The 18655-nt window shown below is 66.0% G+C and carries 17 protein-coding genes, 4 tRNA genes and 1 pseudogene; 14 read left to right on the forward strand and 8 right to left on the reverse strand.

Annotation, left to right across the window (positions count from 1 at the left end):
• Positions 1-35: 35 nt before the first annotated feature.
• Positions 36-108, reverse strand: a tRNA-Lys gene (locus H276_RS0106635).
• A gap of 156 nt (positions 109-264) precedes the next feature.
• On the opposite strand from H276_RS0106635, the gene H276_RS0106640 reads away from it, so the two are divergent.
• The 3 genes from H276_RS0106640 to H276_RS0106650 all read left to right on the forward strand — a co-directional run bounded on the left by H276_RS0106640 (position 265) and on the right by H276_RS0106650 (position 563).
• A tRNA-Glu gene (locus H276_RS0106640) sits at positions 265-337 on the forward strand.
• Positions 338-372: 35 nt separating this feature from the next.
• Positions 373-449: transfer RNA gene (locus tag H276_RS0106645), tRNA-Asp, on the forward strand.
• Between the two features lie 40 nt (positions 450-489).
• A tRNA-Phe gene (locus H276_RS0106650) sits at positions 490-563 on the forward strand.
• Positions 564-741: 178 nt separating this feature from the next.
• On the opposite strand, the gene H276_RS0106655 is transcribed toward H276_RS0106650, so the two are convergent.
• Positions 742-948 (reverse strand): phosphatidylserine decarboxylase, encoded by a 207-nt coding sequence (locus H276_RS0106655; RefSeq protein ID WP_019970523.1) that lies wholly within the window; start codon positions 946-948, stop codon positions 742-744.
• Between the two features lie 798 nt (positions 949-1746).
• On the opposite strand from H276_RS0106655, the gene H276_RS0106660 reads away from it, so the two are divergent.
• Entirely contained in the window at positions 1747-2778 is a 1032-nt protein-coding gene (locus H276_RS0106660; RefSeq protein WP_019970524.1) for a linear amide C-N hydrolase, read from the forward strand.
• A gap of 109 nt (positions 2779-2887) precedes the next feature.
• On the opposite strand, the gene H276_RS0106665 is transcribed toward H276_RS0106660, so the two are convergent.
• Positions 2888-3448 (reverse strand): hypothetical protein, encoded by a 561-nt coding sequence (locus H276_RS0106665; protein WP_019970525.1) that lies wholly within the window; start codon positions 3446-3448, stop codon positions 2888-2890.
• Positions 3449-3559: 111 nt separating this feature from the next.
• On the reverse strand, positions 3560-4813 hold the full coding sequence (locus H276_RS0106670; RefSeq protein WP_026356664.1) for a DUF4010 domain-containing protein: 1254 nt from the start codon (positions 4811-4813) through the stop codon (positions 3560-3562).
• A gap of 141 nt (positions 4814-4954) precedes the next feature.
• Here H276_RS0106670 and H276_RS0106675 point away from each other — a divergent pair, with 141 nt between their 5' ends.
• The 4 genes from H276_RS0106675 (at position 4955) to H276_RS0106690 (ending at position 8107) form a co-directional block, all read left to right on the forward strand.
• Positions 4955-5218, forward strand: a complete 264-nt coding sequence (locus H276_RS0106675) for a hypothetical protein (protein WP_231376617.1) — start codon at positions 4955-4957, stop codon at positions 5216-5218.
• Positions 5219-5353: 135 nt separating this feature from the next.
• Complete coding sequence (locus H276_RS0106680) at positions 5354-6238, forward strand: alpha/beta fold hydrolase (protein WP_019970528.1); 885 nt, start codon at positions 5354-5356, stop codon at positions 6236-6238.
• Positions 6235-7095: an SDR family oxidoreductase gene (locus tag H276_RS0106685; protein WP_019970529.1), complete on the forward strand. Its 861-nt coding sequence runs from the start codon at positions 6235-6237 to the stop codon at positions 7093-7095. Before H276_RS0106680 ends, H276_RS0106685 begins: the two co-directional genes overlap by 4 nt.
• A 52-nt stretch (positions 7096-7147) precedes the next feature.
• Positions 7148-8107, forward strand: coding sequence for a cytochrome c oxidase assembly protein (locus H276_RS0106690; protein WP_019970530.1), 960 nt, complete (start codon positions 7148-7150; stop codon positions 8105-8107).
• A 31-nt stretch (positions 8108-8138) separates the two neighbouring features.
• On the opposite strand, the pseudogene H276_RS23910 reads toward H276_RS0106690, so the two are convergent.
• Positions 8139-8282, reverse strand: a pseudogene (locus H276_RS23910) (thiamine pyrophosphate-binding protein); the annotation flags it as partial.
• Positions 8283-8300: 18 nt separating this feature from the next.
• On the opposite strand from H276_RS23910, the gene H276_RS0106700 reads away from it, so the two are divergent.
• From H276_RS0106700 to H276_RS0106710, 3 genes are read left to right on the forward strand one after another with little or no spacing between them, the layout of a single operon-like run.
• The gene (locus H276_RS0106700; protein ID WP_019970532.1) at positions 8301-9383 is read left to right on the forward strand and encodes a CaiB/BaiF CoA-transferase family protein; all 1083 of its coding nucleotides are present in this window, start codon (positions 8301-8303) and stop codon (positions 9381-9383) included.
• A 59-nt stretch (positions 9384-9442) separates the two neighbouring features.
• A complete protein-coding gene (locus tag H276_RS0106705; protein ID WP_019970533.1) occupies positions 9443-10336 on the forward strand; it encodes a universal stress protein in 894 nt (297 codons plus the stop codon).
• A gap of 25 nt (positions 10337-10361) precedes the next feature.
• Positions 10362-11255 (forward strand): universal stress protein, encoded by an 894-nt coding sequence (locus H276_RS0106710; RefSeq protein ID WP_019970534.1) that lies wholly within the window; start codon positions 10362-10364, stop codon positions 11253-11255.
• A 27-nt stretch (positions 11256-11282) separates the two neighbouring features.
• On the opposite strand, the gene H276_RS0106715 is transcribed toward H276_RS0106710, so the two are convergent.
• Positions 11283-12491, reverse strand: coding sequence for a pyridoxal phosphate-dependent aminotransferase (locus tag H276_RS0106715; protein WP_019970535.1), 1209 nt, complete (start codon positions 12489-12491; stop codon positions 11283-11285).
• A gap of 240 nt (positions 12492-12731) precedes the next feature.
• On the opposite strand from H276_RS0106715, the gene H276_RS0106720 reads away from it, so the two are divergent.
• Together H276_RS0106720 and H276_RS0106725 are read left to right on the forward strand one after the other, a co-directional pair.
• Positions 12732-13943, forward strand: coding sequence for an acetyl-CoA C-acetyltransferase (locus H276_RS0106720; RefSeq protein WP_019970536.1), 1212 nt, complete (start codon positions 12732-12734; stop codon positions 13941-13943).
• 15 nt (positions 13944-13958) lie between these two features.
• The gene (locus tag H276_RS0106725; RefSeq protein WP_019970537.1) at positions 13959-16106 is read left to right on the forward strand and encodes a 3-hydroxyacyl-CoA dehydrogenase NAD-binding domain-containing protein; all 2148 of its coding nucleotides are present in this window, start codon (positions 13959-13961) and stop codon (positions 16104-16106) included.
• Between the two features lie 86 nt (positions 16107-16192).
• Here H276_RS0106725 and H276_RS0106730 read toward each other — a convergent pair whose 3' ends face one another.
• Entirely contained in the window at positions 16193-17401 is a 1209-nt protein-coding gene (locus H276_RS0106730) for an FAD-dependent monooxygenase (RefSeq protein ID WP_019970538.1), read from the reverse strand.
• 76 nt (positions 17402-17477) lie between these two features.
• Between H276_RS0106730 and H276_RS0106735 the strand changes: the two genes are divergently transcribed.
• Complete coding sequence (locus H276_RS0106735) at positions 17478-18023, forward strand: TetR/AcrR family transcriptional regulator (protein WP_019970539.1); 546 nt, start codon at positions 17478-17480, stop codon at positions 18021-18023.
• 1 nt (position 18024) lies between these two features.
• Here the strand turns inward: H276_RS0106735 and H276_RS0106740 are convergent, their stop codons facing one another.
• Complete coding sequence (locus tag H276_RS0106740) at positions 18025-18621, reverse strand: class I SAM-dependent methyltransferase (protein ID WP_019970540.1); 597 nt, start codon at positions 18619-18621, stop codon at positions 18025-18027.
• Positions 18622-18655 lie beyond the last annotated feature (34 nt).

Genomic DNA, 18655 nt, shown 5'->3' on the forward strand with positions numbered 1-18655 from the left:
GACTGTCCTCTACGACGAAAACACTGTCTGACCAGTGCCCCCAGTAGGGCTCGAACCTACGACCTGCGGATTAAAAGTCCGTAGCTCTACCAACTGAGCTATAGGGGCGCGGAGTGAAAGGATACTTGGTGCGAGCGACGGTGTCTGCCACCACCTACTTTGTGCCTGCGACCATTGGGTTTGAGGATTTGGGCATCCGTACCCTAAGCTATCGAAGCTCCCAACGGACAACGTCGTGAGTACCCCGGAGAGATTCGGATTTAGGCCCCCATCGTCTAGTGGCCTAGGACGCCGCCCTTTCACGGCGGTAGCACGGGTTCGAATCCCGTTGGGGGTACGCTACGCAGTAACGCGGAGCACGCAAGGAAGCAAGGCCCTGTGGCGCAGTTGGTTAGCGCGCCGCCCTGTCACGGCGGAGGTCGCGGGTTCAAGTCCCGTCAGGGTCGCCATCACGGCGAGGCATTTCGGTTGGAATGACCGACGCCTTCCGGCCAGGTAGCTCAGTTGGTACGAGCGTCCGCCTGAAAAGCGGAAGGTCGCCGGTTCGATCCCGGCCCTGGCCACTTGGAGAATCCGCAGCTAGTCGGTGGTTTCGCTACGCTGATCCAGCTCGTCATCAAAGGGCAGTTGCCCGTTCAAGCGGGCCAGTGGTGGGAACGCAGCAGCCCCGCTTACCTTTTCAGGGCGTGTCACCCGGGCGGGCACCGGTTCGCACCGGTCACGACGCGGGCCGAGAGCCGCTTACAGGTTCGGGTGGGCGTAGCCGATACAGGTGCCGGTGCGCACGTGTTTGCCCGGGCGGCCGTTGAGCAGCACGTTGGACTTGCGCTGGAAGACCATGACGAAATCCGAGCCGCCGAAGGCGAAGTAACCGAGCTCGTCGCCCTTGTGGACCGTGACGCCCTTGTCCGCGGTGATGACCACCGACGAGACCGGCCACATGCCCATCGACGTGCACCACCGACGGCGGCGTATCGAGGTAGGAGCCCCAGGCATTGTCGAAGTCGATTATCCACTGCGACAACGGCGTTAGCGGCTTTCCCTCATTGCCCGGCTGGACCTTGCTCTGCAGCGACTTGAGCGGCTCCTGGTCGAGGACGAAATAGAACTGGGTGACCTTCTGATAGGTGACGCGCTGGGTGCCGAGGGTGTCCGGTGCCCAGACCGCCAGGCCGTTGAGCCAGTCGATGTACGAATCGAAGTCGGTCAGATAGGCGAGATCCGGCACGTTGTAGCTCGCCACCGTGGCGATGGCCTCTTCGAACTTGTCCTTCCAGCCATTCGCTTTGACCAGGTCAACGAGTCTCCGAACGGCCGGTTGCATCTCGTGCATGAGTTCCATCCTTGGGGATCCAGAAAAAGCGTGCGGCACCCGCTCCGCTGAGGCGCCGATACCTTGCATGAAACACGGCCGCGGAGGGGCCGGACGGAAATGACACGCTGGGGTTTTTGCGTGTCACTAACTAAAACAAGGGAAACGAGCAGCGGGCGCCCCGCGGCCGGATTCCTGACCGGGAACTGCCGGGGTCCCAGGCCGGTCTGGAACGCGATCTGCGCGCCGAGAACGCCAGTACCCCGGACGAGCACGTCGCTGATGTCACTCACCGGTCTGGTTTGTCCCTGGAATTTGCTATCCCCTCGATCGGGGTCAAACTTCCCCATGAATTGGGGGGCCAAAAGCCCGGGGAATGCCGGAGTTCGACGCATACCCGGGATCGGCGGGGCCTGCCAGCTAGGCTCGCTCGAATGTGCACACGAGTCATCTGGCCCGACGCAGGCGATGCGGTCCTGGTCGGCAGGAACATGGACTTCCACAAGGACCTGATGACCAACCTTTGGAAGCAGCCGCGCGGCGTCTCCCGCGATGACGGGGCGTCGGGCAAGCTGACCTGGACCTCGAAGTACGGCAGCGTGATAGCCACCGCCTACGACATCGTCACCACGGACGGGATGAACGAGTCGGGCCTGGCCGGCCACATCCTGTGGCTGGCGGAGTCCAGCTACGGCGAGCCGGATCCCAACCGCACCCAGCTCAGCCAGTCGATGTGGCTGCAATACTTCCTGGACAACTTCGCCACCGTGGCCGACGCCGTCGCCTGGATCGCCGAGACGGATGTGCAGGTGGTGCAGATGGACGATCCCACCGGCGGTGCTCGCCCGGGCTTGCATCTGGCTCTCGATGACGCCACCGGCGACTCGGCGATCATCGAGTACATCGACGGGCAGCCGAAGGTCTATCACTCCAGGGACTACCGGGTGATGACCAATTCACCGACGTTCGACCAGCAGTTGGAGCTGGTCAAGTCCTTCCGAGGACTGGGCGGCGACGAGCCGCTGCCCGGCGACACCCAGGCCGCCGACCGGTTCGCTCGGGCCAGCTTCTATGTCGCCCGGCTGCCCAAGCCGTCGAGTCAGGTGGAAGCGATCGCCGGCATGTTCTCGGTGATCCGCAACGCCGCCCAGCCCTTCCGCATCCCGGATCCCGGTAAGCCGGAAGCTTCGCAGACCATTTGGCAGGTGGTTCTGGACCTGACCAACAAGCGGTACGTCTACGAGTCGACCACCCGCCCCAACATCGTCTGGGTGGACCTGGCCGACCTCGACTTCTCCGAGGGCAGCCCGCAGCTCAAACTCGACCTGATGAGCGACCTTGCGGTCCAGGGCGGTATAGCCGGGAATGTCAGCGACAAGTTCGCGGACAAGGGACCGATCACGTTCCTGTCGCTGACCCTGGAGCGTGAGCTGGAGAAGGCGGCGACCAAACCGGCCAAGAGCTGACGGACGGGGGGCAACCGCGATCGGGTTATGCCTGCGCGTCGGCGAATTCGCAGAACGCCGCGCCACGGGCGGGCGAAGCGATGGACCGAACACTATTGACCAGCCGGCGTTATGACGCCTCCCACGCCATATCCCAGAACTGCACTTCGAGGTGGAGCACCTCGGCGACCAGTGTGTCGTACCCGTTCACCGCGAGCCCGGCGAGACCGTCGACATAGCTGGCGAATTCCGGCACCGTCCAGTGCGCGACGAACTCCCCGAACGGCGAGGTCGGCGATGCCGCGGATCTCCATGCCAGTAGGTAGACCCGCTCGATGGCCCATAGCGCGGTGACGGCCGCGTCGTAGGGCTCGTTGTCGAGCCGTCGCAGCAGTTCCCGGTAGGCCAGCGTCGCCGGCAGCGGTGCGGCCGGCAGTTCGATGTGGCGCTGCGCGGCCTGCTCGTCGAACCAGTCCAGTTCGGCAACCAGTGCCGCGCACCCGCCCGCCAGAACCGTCTGCGCCGGCCGGGGTGCCCGCGCCAACAGTCGGGCCTGAAAGGTCAGCAGATCGGCGACAAACAGCGCATCCTGTGCAAGCCATCGGTCGAATGCCGCGTCGGAGATGTTGCCGTCGCGCACGGCGTCCAGGAAGGTATGCCGGGTCGCGGCAGTCCAGAGGTCATCGAACACTTCACGGACTTTAATCGTGGAGCACTCGGCCCTGGCCGTCGCGCCGAGAATGACGAGAGGGTCGTTGCCGACGTTCGGTAGCGACCCTGGTGTCAGTTTCGGCGCGGGCCTTCATCCCAGAGCCACGGTCAACGTCAGCGCGGCAGCGAATACCGCTGTGGGAGCGGCGATTGCAGCCAGGAACGCCAGCCCGAAGCGATGACCACCCGTGGCGAAGGCCAGTGCTGCCTTGACCAGCAGATTGGAGCCCAGCGCCGCCGCGATGGCGACGAGCGTGGCATTGACCGCAACGTCGCCGTTGGCGGCCAGGCTGGCAGCGGCGACCGCCCCGGCGTGAGCATCGGCCAGACCCGCGGCGAACGCGGTGAGCACGAGCCCGTTGGGGCCGAGCACCTCGGCCGCCCACCGGCTGACGAGCAAAGCCAGGGTCAGCATCGCGGCGAGCACCAGCGCGGGTCGCAGTACGAACGGGCGACTTGTGGGCCGAACCGGAGCATCGTCGGTCTCCTCGGTCTCGTCATCCGGCTGGCGGGCGCCTCGATAGACGAACCAGGCGACCCCTACGAGCACGAGCGCGCCGGCAAGGACCGGGGGCCACAAGCGCCGCAGCACGTCGATGTCGACCACGCCGATCACCATCAGAAGCTGCACGAAGGTGGCGAGGCTCGCGACCAGCGCGCTGGCCAGCGGCGCGCGCAGCCCGGCCGCTGTTCGGCTGAGCCGGCCCATCGACGCGGTCGTCGAAGTTGCCGAGACGAAACCGCCGGCCATACCGGTGACCAGCAGCCCGCGTTGCGGACCCAGTGCCCGCACACCGATGTAGCCGACCCAGCCGATGCCGGTGAGCAGGACGACGAGCAGCCAGATCTTCGCCGGGTTGAGCGCGCCATACGGTCCGAGCGCTCGGTCCGGCAGGAGCGGCAGGATCACGAATCCCACGACGAAGAACTTGATCGCGTCCTCGAGTTCCACCTCACTGACGATCTCGCGGACGAAGCGGTGGATCCGGGCCTTGGATACCAGTAGCCCGGCAACGACCACGGCGAGTGCCACGGCCTCGGCGGGGCGGGTGTAGGCAAGGGCGCCGAGCAGACAGGCGACGAGCCCGGCGATCTCGGTGGTGGTTCCCGGGTCGTCCGTGCTGGTACGGAAGTAGGCGACCGCCAGCAATGCCGCGACACCGGCCGAGCCGGCCGCCACAGCCCATGTGTCGATGCTGGCAGCGATGGCTCCGACCAGCGACAGCAATGCGAAGGAGCGTGAGCCGGCGGGCAGTTTGCGGGCCTGGCTGCGTTCCCGTTCGAAGCCGAGCAGCAGGCCGATGGCCAACGCGACGAGGAACGGCTCGAAGTGCTGCCAGCTCACGAGGATCACCCTATGCGTCGGCGGCTTTCACCCTGTACTCGTAACCGGCAGCAACGTCCTAAGTCCGATGCCGGTGATCGGTTGGCGCGAGGCGACTACGCTGCGGATACGGGGCGAAAGGGCCGATGAAGCGTGACGACGATGGTTGACCGTGCCTGGTTGTTTCGGGGGTTAGTGGCCTGCTGGGCTCTCGCGGTCGCCGGCGCCCCGGCTGCTATGGCTCAGCCGTCCGACACCGACGGCATCGAAGTGCGTTCGGGCGGACCGGTGCCCACGCTCAACGGTGTGCCCTGTGTGTCCGGACATCTCGGGACGTGCCTGAGTTTCCTGCAGAACAACCCGCCCGGCATGAGGCCGGTGGCGCCGCGGTCCGGCGTGGGTCACAGTCCGACGGTGCGCCGCTGACGCTGCCCGGAATGAGTGACGCCGACAAGACCGATTTCCGCAGGCGCCTGCTCGGGGGCTCTACCCGCAATTCTTGCGCGTGCCGGTACCGGCGCGTACCGTAGCCGGTACTTTGCAGTACCGAGGAGGTTCGGCATGACGACGCAGCACCTCGTCGACGTCGGTCGCGGAATATCGCTGTGCTACGAGCAGTTCGGTGATCCGGCCGACCCACCCATCGTGCTGATCGCCGGGCTGGGGCAGCAGCTGCACTCGTGGCCTGACGATCTGGTCGCCGATCTGGTCGCGCGGGGCTACCACGTGACGCGCTTCGACAACCGCGATGTCGGCCGGTCCACCCACATGTCGTTCCGGCCGCCGCGCCCCTTGGCAATCGTTCGGGGCGGCAACGATTCGCGGCAATATCACCTCGGCGACATGGCCCACGACACCGTGGGTCTGCTGGATGCGCTGGGGTTGGCAGACGCTCACCTGGTCGGAGTGTCGATGGGCGGCATGATCGCGCAGACGGTCGCCGCGCATTACCCGGGCCGCGTGCGGACGCTGACCTCGATCATGTCCAACACCGGTGCGCCCCGGATCGGCAGACCCGCGCCGTCGACCTGGTTTCGGATGGCCACCCGGCGTCCTGCGCGCACCCGTGCCGAAGCTGTCGACAGTGCGGTCAAGGTGTTCCGGCACATCGGCTCGCACGGTTTTCCGTTCGACGAGGACTGGGTCCGCGAGAAGGCCGGCAAGGACTGGGATCGCGACCCTTCCGCGGCTGGGATCTCGCGACAACTCGCCGGCATCTTCGCCTCCGGGGATCGCACCGCCGAACTCGCGCAGATCGATGTGCCGACACTGGTGATCCACGGCGACCGCGACCGTATGGTGCACCCGACCGGCGGCGCGGCCACTGCTCGGGCCATCCCGGGAGCGCGACTGGAGACCATCACCGGCATGGGGCACGATCTACCGCGCGGAGCGTGGAATCAGCTGGTGGAACTCGTCACCCAACACACCAAGGAGAACTTGTGAGCAAGCGTCGAACCATCAGCGGCCGCACCGTGGTCATCACCGGGGCCGCGTCCGGCATCGGGCGCGCTCTGGCGCAACGTCTTTCGGCGCACTCCTGTCCGGTCGCGATCGCCGACGTAGATGAACCGGGGCTCAAGGAGACCGAGGCCAGTTTGGCGGGTCCGGTGCTGACGCGGGTGCTCGACGTGCGGGACGCTGCTGATCAGCGGCGGTTCGCCGATGAGGTCATCGAGTGGGCCCCGCAACCGCTCGGCGCGGTGTTCAACAACGCCGGCGTCGCAGTCGTCTCCAATGTGCTCGACGCCGTGCCGGAGGACGATCAGTGGCTGTGGGACATCAACTTTAACGGCGTCGTCAACGGGACACGGGCGTTCCTGCCGATTCTGGCCAGGCAGGACGAAGGCGTGATCGTCAATACGTCCAGCGTATTCGGTTTGGTCGGGATGCCAGGTCAAAGTGCTTACTGCTCAGCGAAATTCGCCGTCCGCGGGTTCACCGACGCGTTGCGGCAGGAGCTGCGCGGCACCGGGGTGTCAGCCGTCAACGTGCACCCGGGAGGGATCAACACCAACATCGTGCGCAACGCCCGCTTCCGTCAGGATCCGGAGGGCCGGGGTCGCGACCAGGCGCAGATGGCCGACGACTTTGCCGCCATCACCCTGACCCAGCCGGATAAGGCGGCCCAGATCATCCACCGCGGGGTCGAGGCCGGCAAGGCGCGGATCCTGGTCGGTCCGGACGCTTACGTGTTCGATGCGCTGGCCCGCATCGCCCCGACGCACTACTACGACGTGATCGGCTTCGCACAGTCCCGGTTACGCGGCCTGGCGCGGAAAGGCGAGCCCAGCCATCGGTGACGTTTGGTCGGCACACAGCTGACTGACAGACATCAGTCGCATACTGTCGCCCATGCGCACCGCGGTCGGGCCTCTGACAGTGCAGACTGTCCTGACGTCGTGGCAGTTCGATGTGGTGTCGGTGGTCGCGGTCCTGGCGCTGACGGCCGGCTACGGCTGGTGTGTGCGACGCAGTGGTCTGCGCGGCCGAGCTGTGTGGTGTTTCGGCGTTTCCATGCTGCTTTGGTTGCTGGCCACACTCAGCATGATCGGGGTCTACGCGTACGTGCTGTTCTGGGTGCGCGCCCTGCAGGTGGTGCTCCTGCTGTTGGTGGTCCCGTTCTTCCTGGCCTCGGCCACCCCGGTCACCGCCTTGCGCGGCGCCCTGAGCCCCGCGGGACAGGGCCGGCTGGACCGGCTGCTTGCCGGCCGGCTCGCCCGGGTGCTGCTGCACCCGGCAACCACGTCGATTGCCATGTTGGGAACGCCGTGGCTGCTGTACCTGACCCCGTGGTACACAGCCGCGCTGCAGCAGCCCGTGCTGGCGGCAGCCACCCGAATACTGTTGGTGATCATCGGGTTCGGCTATTTCTATGCCCGGCTACAGGCCGATCCGGTGCCCAAACGGTATTCCCAGCTGATATCGCTGCTGATCAGTGTGGCGGAGTCGATCGGCGACGGCGTCCTGGGCATCGTGCTATGGCTGGGGCCCTTGATCGCACCGGCGTACTACACCGCGCTGCAACGGGATTGGGGCCCGAGCCTGCGCACGGACCAGGTGATCGGCGCGGGTGTCCTGTGGATCCTCGGCGATGTCCTGGGAGTGCCGTTCCTGATTGTGCTGATGCGGGCGCTGTCGGCCGACGAGAAAAAACACGCCGTCGAGGTCGATGCCGAGTTGGACCGTGCCGAGGCGCAAGTCGAGAACGCGCTTCCGACTGACGATACCGATGGGTCGGTCGAGGAGCCGGCCCGTACTGCGCTGTGGTGGGAGGCCGACGAGCAACTGGCCCAACGGTTTCGCCGCAAGTAGCAACCAGGACGTTGATCGGGGCACCCCTCTAGACCCAGCGCACATCGGGATGGGCCAGGACGTGGTCGAGGAACTCCAGCTGGTAGTCGCCGGGCACACCGAAGATCTCGGTCACCCCGAGCTCGGCGAGCCGGTCCAACAGATAGTCGCCGACCGTGTAGGTGTTTTCGGTCATGGCGTTAGTGTGCCTCGCATGACCAACACAGGCCCCTTGGATGGGGTGAGAGTCGTCGAACTCGGTGGTATCGGCCCCGGGCCGCACGCCGCGATGATGCTGTCCGATCTGGGTGCCGACGTGGTGCGGGTGCGCCGCCCGGGCGGGTTGACCATGCCCGCCGAGGATGTAGACCTGCTCCACCGCGGTAAGCGCATCGTGGATCTCGACGTGAAAGCGCAACCGGACAAGCTGCTGGACTTGGCCGCGAAAGCCGATGTGCTGCTGGACTGTTTCCGTCCGGGCACCTGCGAGCGGCTTGGGATCGGGCCGCGGGAATGCCAGGCCGTCAACCCGCGGCTGATTTTCGCGCGCATCACGGGCTGGGGTCAGGATGGTCCGCTGGCGCAGACGGCCGGACACGACATCAATTACCTGTCGCAGACGGGCGTGCTGAGCGCGATCGGTTACCGGGACAGGCCACCGGTCGCGCCGCTGAACCTGGTCGCCGACTTCGGCGGCGGTTCGATGCTGGTGCTCATCGGCATCGTCACCGCGCTGTACGAGCGGGAACGCTCAGGTAGGGGCCAGGTGATCGACGCTGCGATGGTCGACGGTGTCAGCATGCTCGCCCAGATGATGTGGACCATGCGGGCCACGGGCGCACTGCGTGATCAGCGAGAATCGTTCCTGCTCGACGGCGGCGCGCCGTATTACCGGACGTATGAGACCTCCGACGGTGGATACATGGCGGTGGGATCGATCGAGCCGCAGTTCTTTGCTTCGTTGGTGGCCGGGCTCGGGCTGGCCGCCGACGAGATTCCCGGACAGTTCGACCTGGCCCGCTACGACGAGATGCGGGCGATCTTCACCGAACGCTTCGCCACCAAGACCCGCGCCGAATGGACTGAGATCTTCGCCGGCTCCGATGCCTGCGTGACGCCGGTGCTGACCTGGGGTGAGGCCGCCGAAAACGGACATCTGCGGGCCCGCTCGACGCTGGTGTCCATCGACGGCGTCGACCAGGCTGCACCGGCACCCCGGTTCTCCCGTACGCCCGCGGGAACGCCGGGTACGCCGCCCAGGACCACCACGGCGATCGAGGACATCGGCTGGGATTGAGCCCGCTATAGGGACCTTCGGCCCTGCCACAGTCTCGGGGCCGCGGCGAGTATGGGGGCATGGCTTCCTCGGATGGACCCGTCGTCGTCGGAATCGACGGCAGTGACTCGGCGATCAACGCCGCTCGGTGGGCGGGCGCAGTCGCCGACCGGTACGGCGCGCCACTGCAGATCGTGTATGCGCTGCCGACCATCGGCCGCAACCTGAGCCTCAGCCTGGCCGCGATCACCGCGGCCATGATGTCGTATCAGCGAGATTGCGCCGACCTCTACCTCAAGGCCGCTGCCGACGCCGTTCGATCGGACCGGCCGGAGCTCGCGATCACGACGGCTTCGGTGGACGAACCTGCCGACGAGGCACTCGTCGCAGCCAGTCGTGGAGCACGCCTGGTGGTGTTGGGCGGCAAGCCGGTTACGCCGGCGGCGGCGCTGCTGCTCGGCTCTGTCTCACTGGCCGTGGCGACGCGGGCGGTGTGCCCCATGGTGGCGTTTCGAGGGGATCGGGTCGCACCGGATGACAGCCCGGTCGTCGTGGGAGTGGATGACAGCCACGCCGCAGTCGCGGCATTGGGTGCGGCGTTCGAGTTCGCGGACAGGTTCGGGGCCGACATCAGGGCGGTGCGCTCGCTGTCGCTGACACCGCCCGCCGAAGCCGGAGTCACGATCCCGTTCCTGATCGACTGGGAAGGCCTCGAAGCCGCCGAACTGGCTTCCTTGGCAGAAACGGTCGACATCGCGAACAGGACGCACCCGTCCGTCGACGCGAAGTGCTTTGTCGAAGCGGCGTCTCCGGCCAAAGCAGTGTTCCAGCATGCCGCCGACGCTCAGCTCATCGCGGTGGGAACCAGGGGCCGCAATGCGGTGGCCGGCACTGTGCTCGGGTCCACCAGCCTCAACATGCTGCATCACAGCTCGGTGCCGGTGCTGATCTGTCGCGCCGCCGACCAGTTGTAAAACTCTGCGAGCAAAGGAGATTCAGATGTCCGAAGCACTGGTTCGGCATGGCATCGTGGTCGGGGTCGACGGATCGTCGTCGTCCGATGCGGCCGTGGCGTGGGCCGCGCGTGACGCTGTACTGCGCCGTGTCCCACTGACATTCGTCCATGTGCTGCCCATGGCTGCCGCGCCGGCCTGGCTCGACATGGGACTGCCCGACGATTACTGGGCGGCGCAGGAAAAGCGCGGACACGAGATCGTGGCTGCGGCGCAGGATGTCGCGAACAAGGCCACCGCTGGCGGTGAACCGTTGCACATGAGCAGCGAGGTCGTTTCCGGCAACTCGGTCGGTACGCTTGTCGACCGCGCGCGGCATGCCGATCTGCTCGTTATCGGCAGCCGAGGTCTCGGCAAATGGAGCCGGCGTGTGCTCGGCTCGGTCAGCTCGAGCCTGATTCGGCATGCGCATTGCCCCGTCGCCGTGATCCGCGACGGTCAGAAGCCCAGAGACGACGCACCGATCCTGGTCGGCGTCGACGGGTCGCCCGCATCGGAACTGGCCACCGAGATCGCCTTCGACGAAGCGTCGCGGCGGGGAGTCGAACTCGTCGTGGTGCACACGTGGAACGACGTGGAATACGAGTTTCCCGACGTCAAATGGGCCGATCTCAAACCCCGCGAGGACCGTGCGGTCTCCGAACAGCTGGCCGGCTGGTGCGAGCGCTATCCCGACGTGGTGGTGCGACGCGAGCTGATGCGCGACCGGCCCGCACACCAGCTGGTGGAGCAGTCCGAAGGGGCACAACTGGTCGTGGTGGGCTGTCGGGGCAGGGGCGGATTCGTCGGCATGATGCTCGGTTCGGTGAGCGCGGCGGTGGTCGAATCGGTGCAGGTGCCCGTGATCGTCGCCCGCGGATCGGCGGAAACCGGCAGTTAGCAATGGTGGCCGCAGACCGCTAGCGGCTCACAGCTTGAGCACCTGCAGGCGGCGGATCGCCTCGTCAAGGGTGTCGTTGCGTTTGCAGAACGCGAAGCGCACCAGGTGATTCCACAGGTCGGCGTGCGGAGCTCGACCGGATGTCGCCGGCAGCCCGGCTCCGGCGGGGTCGCAGAACGCCGACATCGGAATAGCCGCCACGCCGGACCGGTGCGGGAGTTCGGCGCAGAACGCGCTGCTTTCGTCGTAGCCCAGCGGCCGCGGGTCGGCGCACAGGAAGTACGTGCCCGGGCTGTCGTGCACCTCGAACCCGATCTCGGCCAGGGCCGAACTCAGCCGGTCCCGCTTGGCCTGATACGCGTCGCGCAGATCGGCCACCCAGGCGTCCTCGTGGTTCAACGCGTGGGCGACCGCGGGCTGAAACGGTGCTCCACTGACATAGGTCAGGTACTGCTTGGCGGCGCGCACGCCTGTGATGAGATCAGCGCTGCCGCAAACCCATCCGATCTTCCATCCGGTGACGTTGAACATCTTGGATGCACTGGAGATGGTGACAGTGCGTTCGGCCATCCCGGGATAGTTGGCGATCGGGCGATGCCGGTGCCCGCTGGGGGATGAGTAGACGAGCTGCTCGTACACCTCGTCGCTGATCACCAGCAGGTCGTGCTCGACTGCCAGCGCGGCGATGGCCCGCAGCTCGGCGTCGGAGGCCACCGCGCCCGTCGGGTTGTGCGGTGAGTTGAGGATCAGCGCCCGGGTTCGTGGCGTGACAGCCCGACGGAGTCCAGCTATGTCGATGGCGAACCCGCGGCCGTCTGCGACCAGCGGGACGCTGCGGCGCACGCTCCCGGCCATCGCGATCACGGGGGAGTAGGAATCGTAGAACGGCTCGATGACCAGAACCTCGGAGCCGGGTTCGACCAGGCCGATGAGCGAGGCCGCGATGGCCTCGGTCGCGCCGACGGTCACCAGCACCTCGGTGTCGGGATCGTAGACGGTGCCGTAGTGGCGCTGTCGCTGTCCGGCGATCGCCTGTCGCAGCGCGGGGATGCCGGGGCCGGGCGGGTACTGGTTGATGCCCTCGGCGATGGCGTCCTGCGCGACCTTGAGAATCGCGGCCGGGCCGTCCTCGTCGGGAAAGCCCTGGCCGAGGTTCACCGCGCCGAGCTCGGTGGCCAGCGCCGACATCTCGGCAAAAATGGTGACGGTATAGGGCCGCAGCCGCTCGACAGTCATGGTGTTTGAGCGTAGGGGTTGTTCGATGTCCAGTGTGCGGTGACATCGTGAAACCCGGCGAAATCCGCGATCTGGACGCACGCTCGGTGACGTGATTCCACCGTTTCGTGTGGTCTAAATCTCCCGACCAACAGGTTGGTTTGCAATCCTGTTACGCTGCGGACAGAGGTCCGTCTGTATTCGTGCGGCGGATCCACAACCAAACCTGAACCTGGACTGCACAAGGCAGGGAGCAGACACATGTCCGATGAAGCCTTCATCTACGAGGCGATCCGTACGCCGCGTGGCAAGCAGCGCAATGGCGCTCTCAATGAGGTCAAGCCCGTCAACCTGGTGGTCGGTCTGATCGAAGAAATCCGCAGCCGCTACCCCGACCTGGACGAGACGTTGATCAGCGACGTCATCCTGGGTGTCGTGTCCCCGGTCGGCGACCAGGGCGGCGATATCGCCCGCACCGCGGCTTTGGTGGCCAAGCTGCCGGAGACCACCGGTGGGTTCCAGCTCAACCGCTTCTGCGCATCGGGCCTGGAAGCCGTCAACCTGGCTGCCCAGAAGGTTCGTTCCGGCTGGGACGACCTGGTGCTGGCCGGTGGCGTCGAATCGATGAGCCGGGTTCCGATGGGCTCCGACGGCGGCGCGTGGGCGATGGACCCGGAGACCAACTATCGCGTCGGCTTCGTGCCGCAGGGTATCGGCGCCGATCTGATCGCCACCATCGAGGGCTTCTCGCGCGAGGACGTCGACGCCTACGCGGCACGCTCGCAGGAGCGCGCCGCGGCCGCATGGTCCGGCGGCTACTTCGCCAAGTCCGTCGTCCCGGTCAAGGACCAGAACGGCTTGGTCATCCTGGACCACGACGAGCACATGCGCCCCGGCACCACCGTGGCTGACTTGGGCAAGCTGAAGTCAGCGTTCGAGGGCCTGGGTGCGATGGGCGGTTTCGACGACGTGGCGCTGCAGAAGTACCACTGGGTCGAGAAGATCAACCACGTGCACACCGGCGGCAACAGCTCGGGCATCGTCGACGGTGCCGGCCTGCTGCTGATCGGTAGCGAAAGTGCGGGGAGCGCTCAGAATCTGACCCCGCGGGCGCGCATCGTGGCCACCGCAACCAGCGGTGCCGACCCCATCATCATGCTCACCGGCCCGACCCCGGCCACCCGCAAGGTGCTCGACCGTGCCGGCCTGACGGTCGACGACATCGACCTGTTCGAGCTCAACGAGGCGTTCGCGTCGGTGGTGCTGAAGTTCCAGAAGGATCTGGGCATCCCCGACGAGAAGCTCAACGTCAACGGTGGCGCCATCGCGATGGGCCACCCGCTGGGCGCCACGGGCGCCATGATCACCGGAACCATGGTCGACGAGCTGGAGCGCCGCGGCGCTCGGCGTGCCCTGATCACGCTGTGCATCGGCGGCGGCATGGGTGTGGCCACCATCATCGAGCGCGTCTGAGAGGGCTGAGAACCAATGGCTGAGAACACCATTCAGTGGGACAAGGATGCCGACGGCATCGTCACGTGGGTGCTGGACGACCCGACCGGTTCGGCCAACGTGATGAACGAGCACTACAAGGAATCCATGCACAATGCCGTAGAACGCCTTGTTGCGGAACAGGATTCGATCACCGGTGTGGTGATCACCAGTGCGAAGAAGACCTTCTTCGCCGGCGGTGACCTCAAGGGCATGATGAACATCGGCCCCGACAATGCCGCCGAAGCCTTCGAGATGGTCGAGGACATCAAGGCCGACCTGCGCAAGCTGGAGACCCTGCCCAAGCCCGTTGTCGCTGCGATCAACGGCGCGGCGCTGGGCGGCGGGCTGGAGATCGCGCTGGCGTGTAACCATCGCATCGCCGCCGACGTCAAGGGCAGCCAGATCGGCCTGCCCGAGGTCACTCTCGGCCTGTTGCCCGGCGGTGGCGGCGTGACCCGCACGGTGCGGATGTTCGGTATCCAGAAAGCGTTCATGGAGGTGCTGAGCCAGGGCACGCGGTTCAACCCGACCAGGGCGAAAGAGACTGGCCTGGTCGACGAACTGGTCGGTTCTGTCGACGAACTCGTCCCCGCCGCCAAGGCGTGGATCAAAGCCAATCCCGACGCCGGCACGCAGCCATGGGATGTCAAGGGCTACAAGATCCCCGGCGGCACACCGTCCACCCCGGCGCTCGCCGCGATCCTGCCGTCGTTCCCCGCGCTGCTGCGTAAGCAGCTCAAGGGTGCGCCGATGCCGGCGCCGCGCGCAATCCTCGATGCCGCGGTCGAAGGTGCGCAGGTCGACTTCGACACCGCCTTGCGGATCGAGAGCCGCTACTTCACCCAGCTGGTCACCGGCCAGACCGCCAAGAACATGATCCAGGCGTTCTTCTTGGATCTGCAGCACATCAACGGGGGCGGTTCGCGTCCCGACGGCATCGCCAAGCAGGAGATCAAGAAGATCGGCGTTCTCGGCGCGGGCATGATGGGCGCCGGTATCGCCTACGTGTCGGCCAGGGCCGGTTACGACGTCGTCCTCAAGGACGTCACCCTCGAGGCCGCGCAGAAGGGCAAGGCATACTCCGAGGGTCTGGAGGCCAAGGCACTCCAGCGGGGTAAGACCACCGAAGAACGTTCTGCTGCATTGCTTTCCAAGATCACCCCGACCGGCGATCCGCAGGATCTCAAGGGCGTCGACTTCGTGATCGAGGCCGTGTTCGAGAATCAGGAACTCAAGCACAAGGTGTTCGGTGAGATCGAGGACATCGTCGAACCCAACGCGATCCTCGGCTCCAACACCTCCACGTTGCCGATCACCGGTCTGGCGGCCGGGGTGAAGCGCCAGGAGGACTTCATCGGGATCCACTTCTTCTCGCCGGTCGACAAGATGCCGCTGGTGGAGATCATCAAGGGCGAGAAGACTTCTGACGAGGCGCTGGCCCGGGTATTCGACTACACACTGGCCATCAAGAAGACGCCGATCGTGGTCAACGACAGTCGCGGCTTCTTCACCTCGCGCGTGATCGGCACCTTCGTCAACGAGGCGCTGGCCATGCTGGGGGAGGGTGTCGAGCCGGCGTCGATCGAGCAGGCCGGGTCGCAGGCCGGCTATCCGGCTGCGCCGCTGCAGCTTTCGGATGAGCTCAACCTGGAGCTCATGCACAAGATCGCTGCTGCGACGCGCAAGGGCGTCGAGGACGTCGGTGGCACCTATGAGCCGCATCCGGCCGAGGCCGTGGTGGAGAAGATGATCGAGCTCGGTCGCCCGTCGCGGCTGAAGGGTGCCGGCTTCTACGAGTACGTCGACGGCAAGCGCACCGGTCTCTGGCCGGGCCTGCGGGAGACCTTCAACTCCGGGTCCTCGACCATCCCGCTGCAGGACATGATCGACCGCATGCTGTTCGCCGAGGCGCTGGAGACTCAGAAGTGCCTCGACGAAGGGGTTTTGACGTCGACGGCTGACGCCAACATCGGCTCGATCTTCGGCATCGGTTACCCGCCCTACACCGGCGGTTCACACCAGTTCATCGTCGGGTACGAGGGTCCCGGCGGTGTCGGCAAGGAAGCCTTCGTGGCCCGCGCCAAGGAGTTGGCCGCCCGCTACGGCGACCGCTTCCTGCCGCCGGCGTCGCTCGGGTCCTAAGTACGTGCGTGGGCATCGAGATTGCACTCAAGGCTGTTGATTTCGTGATTTCACGACCCTGTGTGCAATCTCAACCGGGTGCACGCTCACCCGGTCAGCGAGGCGGGCCAGGCCGGCAGTGGCATGGTGTCGTAGAGCCGCACGCCTTTGTCGTTGAATCGGGCCAGTGACTGGGTCAGACCCGACGGCAGGAACGAGATCAGCTGGCCGGTGACCACCAATGCGTTTACCCCCCAACGGCTTCTGGGGACAATGGTCCGCGCATTGACCCGGGCCAGCTTCCGGCTGCCTTGAACCGGTGCCTGCAGCGTGCGTTCGTAGGCGGCGAATGCCGCACGGTAATCCTCACCCGCCCTGATCATTTCGGTTGCCAGCACGTAGGCGCCATACACCGCGAGACTGGTACTCCCGCCGACGGCGGGGCCCGGGCAATAGCCCGCGTCTCCGACGAGAGTCACCCGGCCGCGCGACCACGTGGCCATTTCAAGTTGCGTGATGGCGTCGAAGTAAAACGTCGGCGACCGCGGCACCTCGTCGAGCCAGCGTTGTGCCTCATCCGATATCCCGGCGTAGGCGGCGCGCAACTGGGTCTGTTGGCGCCCGACGTCGCGGTGGTCATAGTCCAGTGGACGCTCGGGGCGGAAGATGAACACCGCCCGGGCGTCGTCGAGGTGGTTGGCGGTATACACCATCGCCACCCGACCCGGTTCGTAGTAACCGGTCATCTCATTGTGGCGGGCCAAGCTTTTCGGAACAGAGACGACCGATAGATATCCGCCGAGGAAGCGTTCGGAAACGTGCTCGCCGAAGGTCAGCCGGCGGACGCCGGAGTGTAGTCCGTCTGCGCCCACGATCACGTCGAAGCGTCGGGGTCGATTGTGCTCGAACGTCACATCGCCGTCGGGTGAGATCGCGGTGATGTGGTCCCCGAAGAGGTATTCGACGCCGTCCTGACTGGCCCGGAAGTAGATCTCGCTGAGGTCGTCGCGCATGATCTCGACGTGTCGGTCGGACATTGCACCGATGAGCTTGACGTAGTCGATTTCGGCGGGACGTGACGTCCCGGGCCGGTGGATGGTCAATCGGGTGGTGCCGGTGGCTGCGGACTCGATCTCGCGCAGTACCCCCATACGTTCGGAGATCTCCATCGCGGGCCGGAAGAGGTCGACGGCGTGGCCGCCGGTCTTACGCAATGCAGGCGCGCGTTCCACCACGGTGACGTCGAACCCATGCCGAGACAGCCAGTAGGCGAGGACCGGTCCGGCGATGCTGGCACCGGAGATGAGTACCTTCACGATGCCCCCTTACTTAACGATCGGTAAGTGTTCATTTCATGAGCTTACCGATCGTTAAGTAAGTTAGGGTGGTTACGTGGAAAAGCCTGCTTCGGATACCCGGCAACGCATCCAGGCGGCGGCGCGTGAACTGTTCGCCGAGAAGGGTGTTCTGCGCACCAGCCTGCAGGACATCGCCGATCGGCTCGGCCTCACCAAACCCGCGCTGTACTACCATTTCCGGTCACGTGAAGACCTGGTCCGCAGCATCGTGCAGCCCCTGATCGACGAGGGTGAGGCCTTCATCGCAGAGCAGGAGCGCAAGCGTCCGGCGGAGCGGGCTGCAGCGCGGGAGCTTCTCGAGGGCTACTTCGACTTCCACTACCGGCACCGCGCTGATCTTGTGCTGATCGTCTCCGAGCTGGCCATGCTGGCCGATCTGGGATTGATCGACCAACTGCTGGCCTGGCGCGCGAGGCTGAGTGCGCTGGTGTTCGGCCGGCGTCCCACGCTCGAGCAGTCCACCCGCGCGGTCATCGCCTTCGGCGGTCTGCAGGACTGCTGTCTGCAGTTCCCCGACGTTCCCTACGAGCGGCTGCGGCGTGCCACCGTCGACGGTGCTATGGCGGCGTTGGCCATGTGAGTCAGCTCCGCCGCTTGAACAGATAGTGCCGGGCCGGGTCTTTCCCGTTGTGGTCCATCGCGGGTTCGCTGCCGCTGGACACCAGGGCCCAGGCGTCGGAGAAGCGGTGCTTGACCTCTGCTTCGACGATGCCGGGAACCCCGAACGATGCGCCCGGGACGAACGCCACGATGGACAGCAGTGCGTCCGGTGCCGCCACAGCGGTGATCTCCCGGGCGTAGGCGTCGCGGTCCTCGATGCTCATCCCGTGCAGGCAGCCGCTGTCGACGATCAACGTGAAATCGCGGTCCACCGCGGCGGCGCTCAACTGCGTCGCGTCGGCTTGTAGAAATCGCACGTCGACGCCCTGTTTCGCCGCCTTCGCCCGTGCCTTGTCGACGGCCGTCGCGACGAAGTCGACGCCGGTTACCCGCCAGCCCTGCTGCGCCAGGTAGATCGAGTTGTCGCCCGTGCCGCAGCCGACATCGAGGGCTCTGCCTGGCGGCAGCGGGTCGTCACCTTCGATCAGCTCAAGCAGGCCTTGCGCAATCGGGTGGCCGTCCCACGGCGTGAAGCCAAGCCGGTAGAACGCGCGGAACAGGCGTTGTCGGGAAGCCATGCCTCCACCCTGCCGCGTCGATCGGTGGCTGCCA

The organism is Mycobacterium sp. 141 (assembly GCF_000382405.1).
GTDB lineage: Bacteria > Actinomycetota > Actinomycetes > Mycobacteriales > Mycobacteriaceae > Mycobacterium.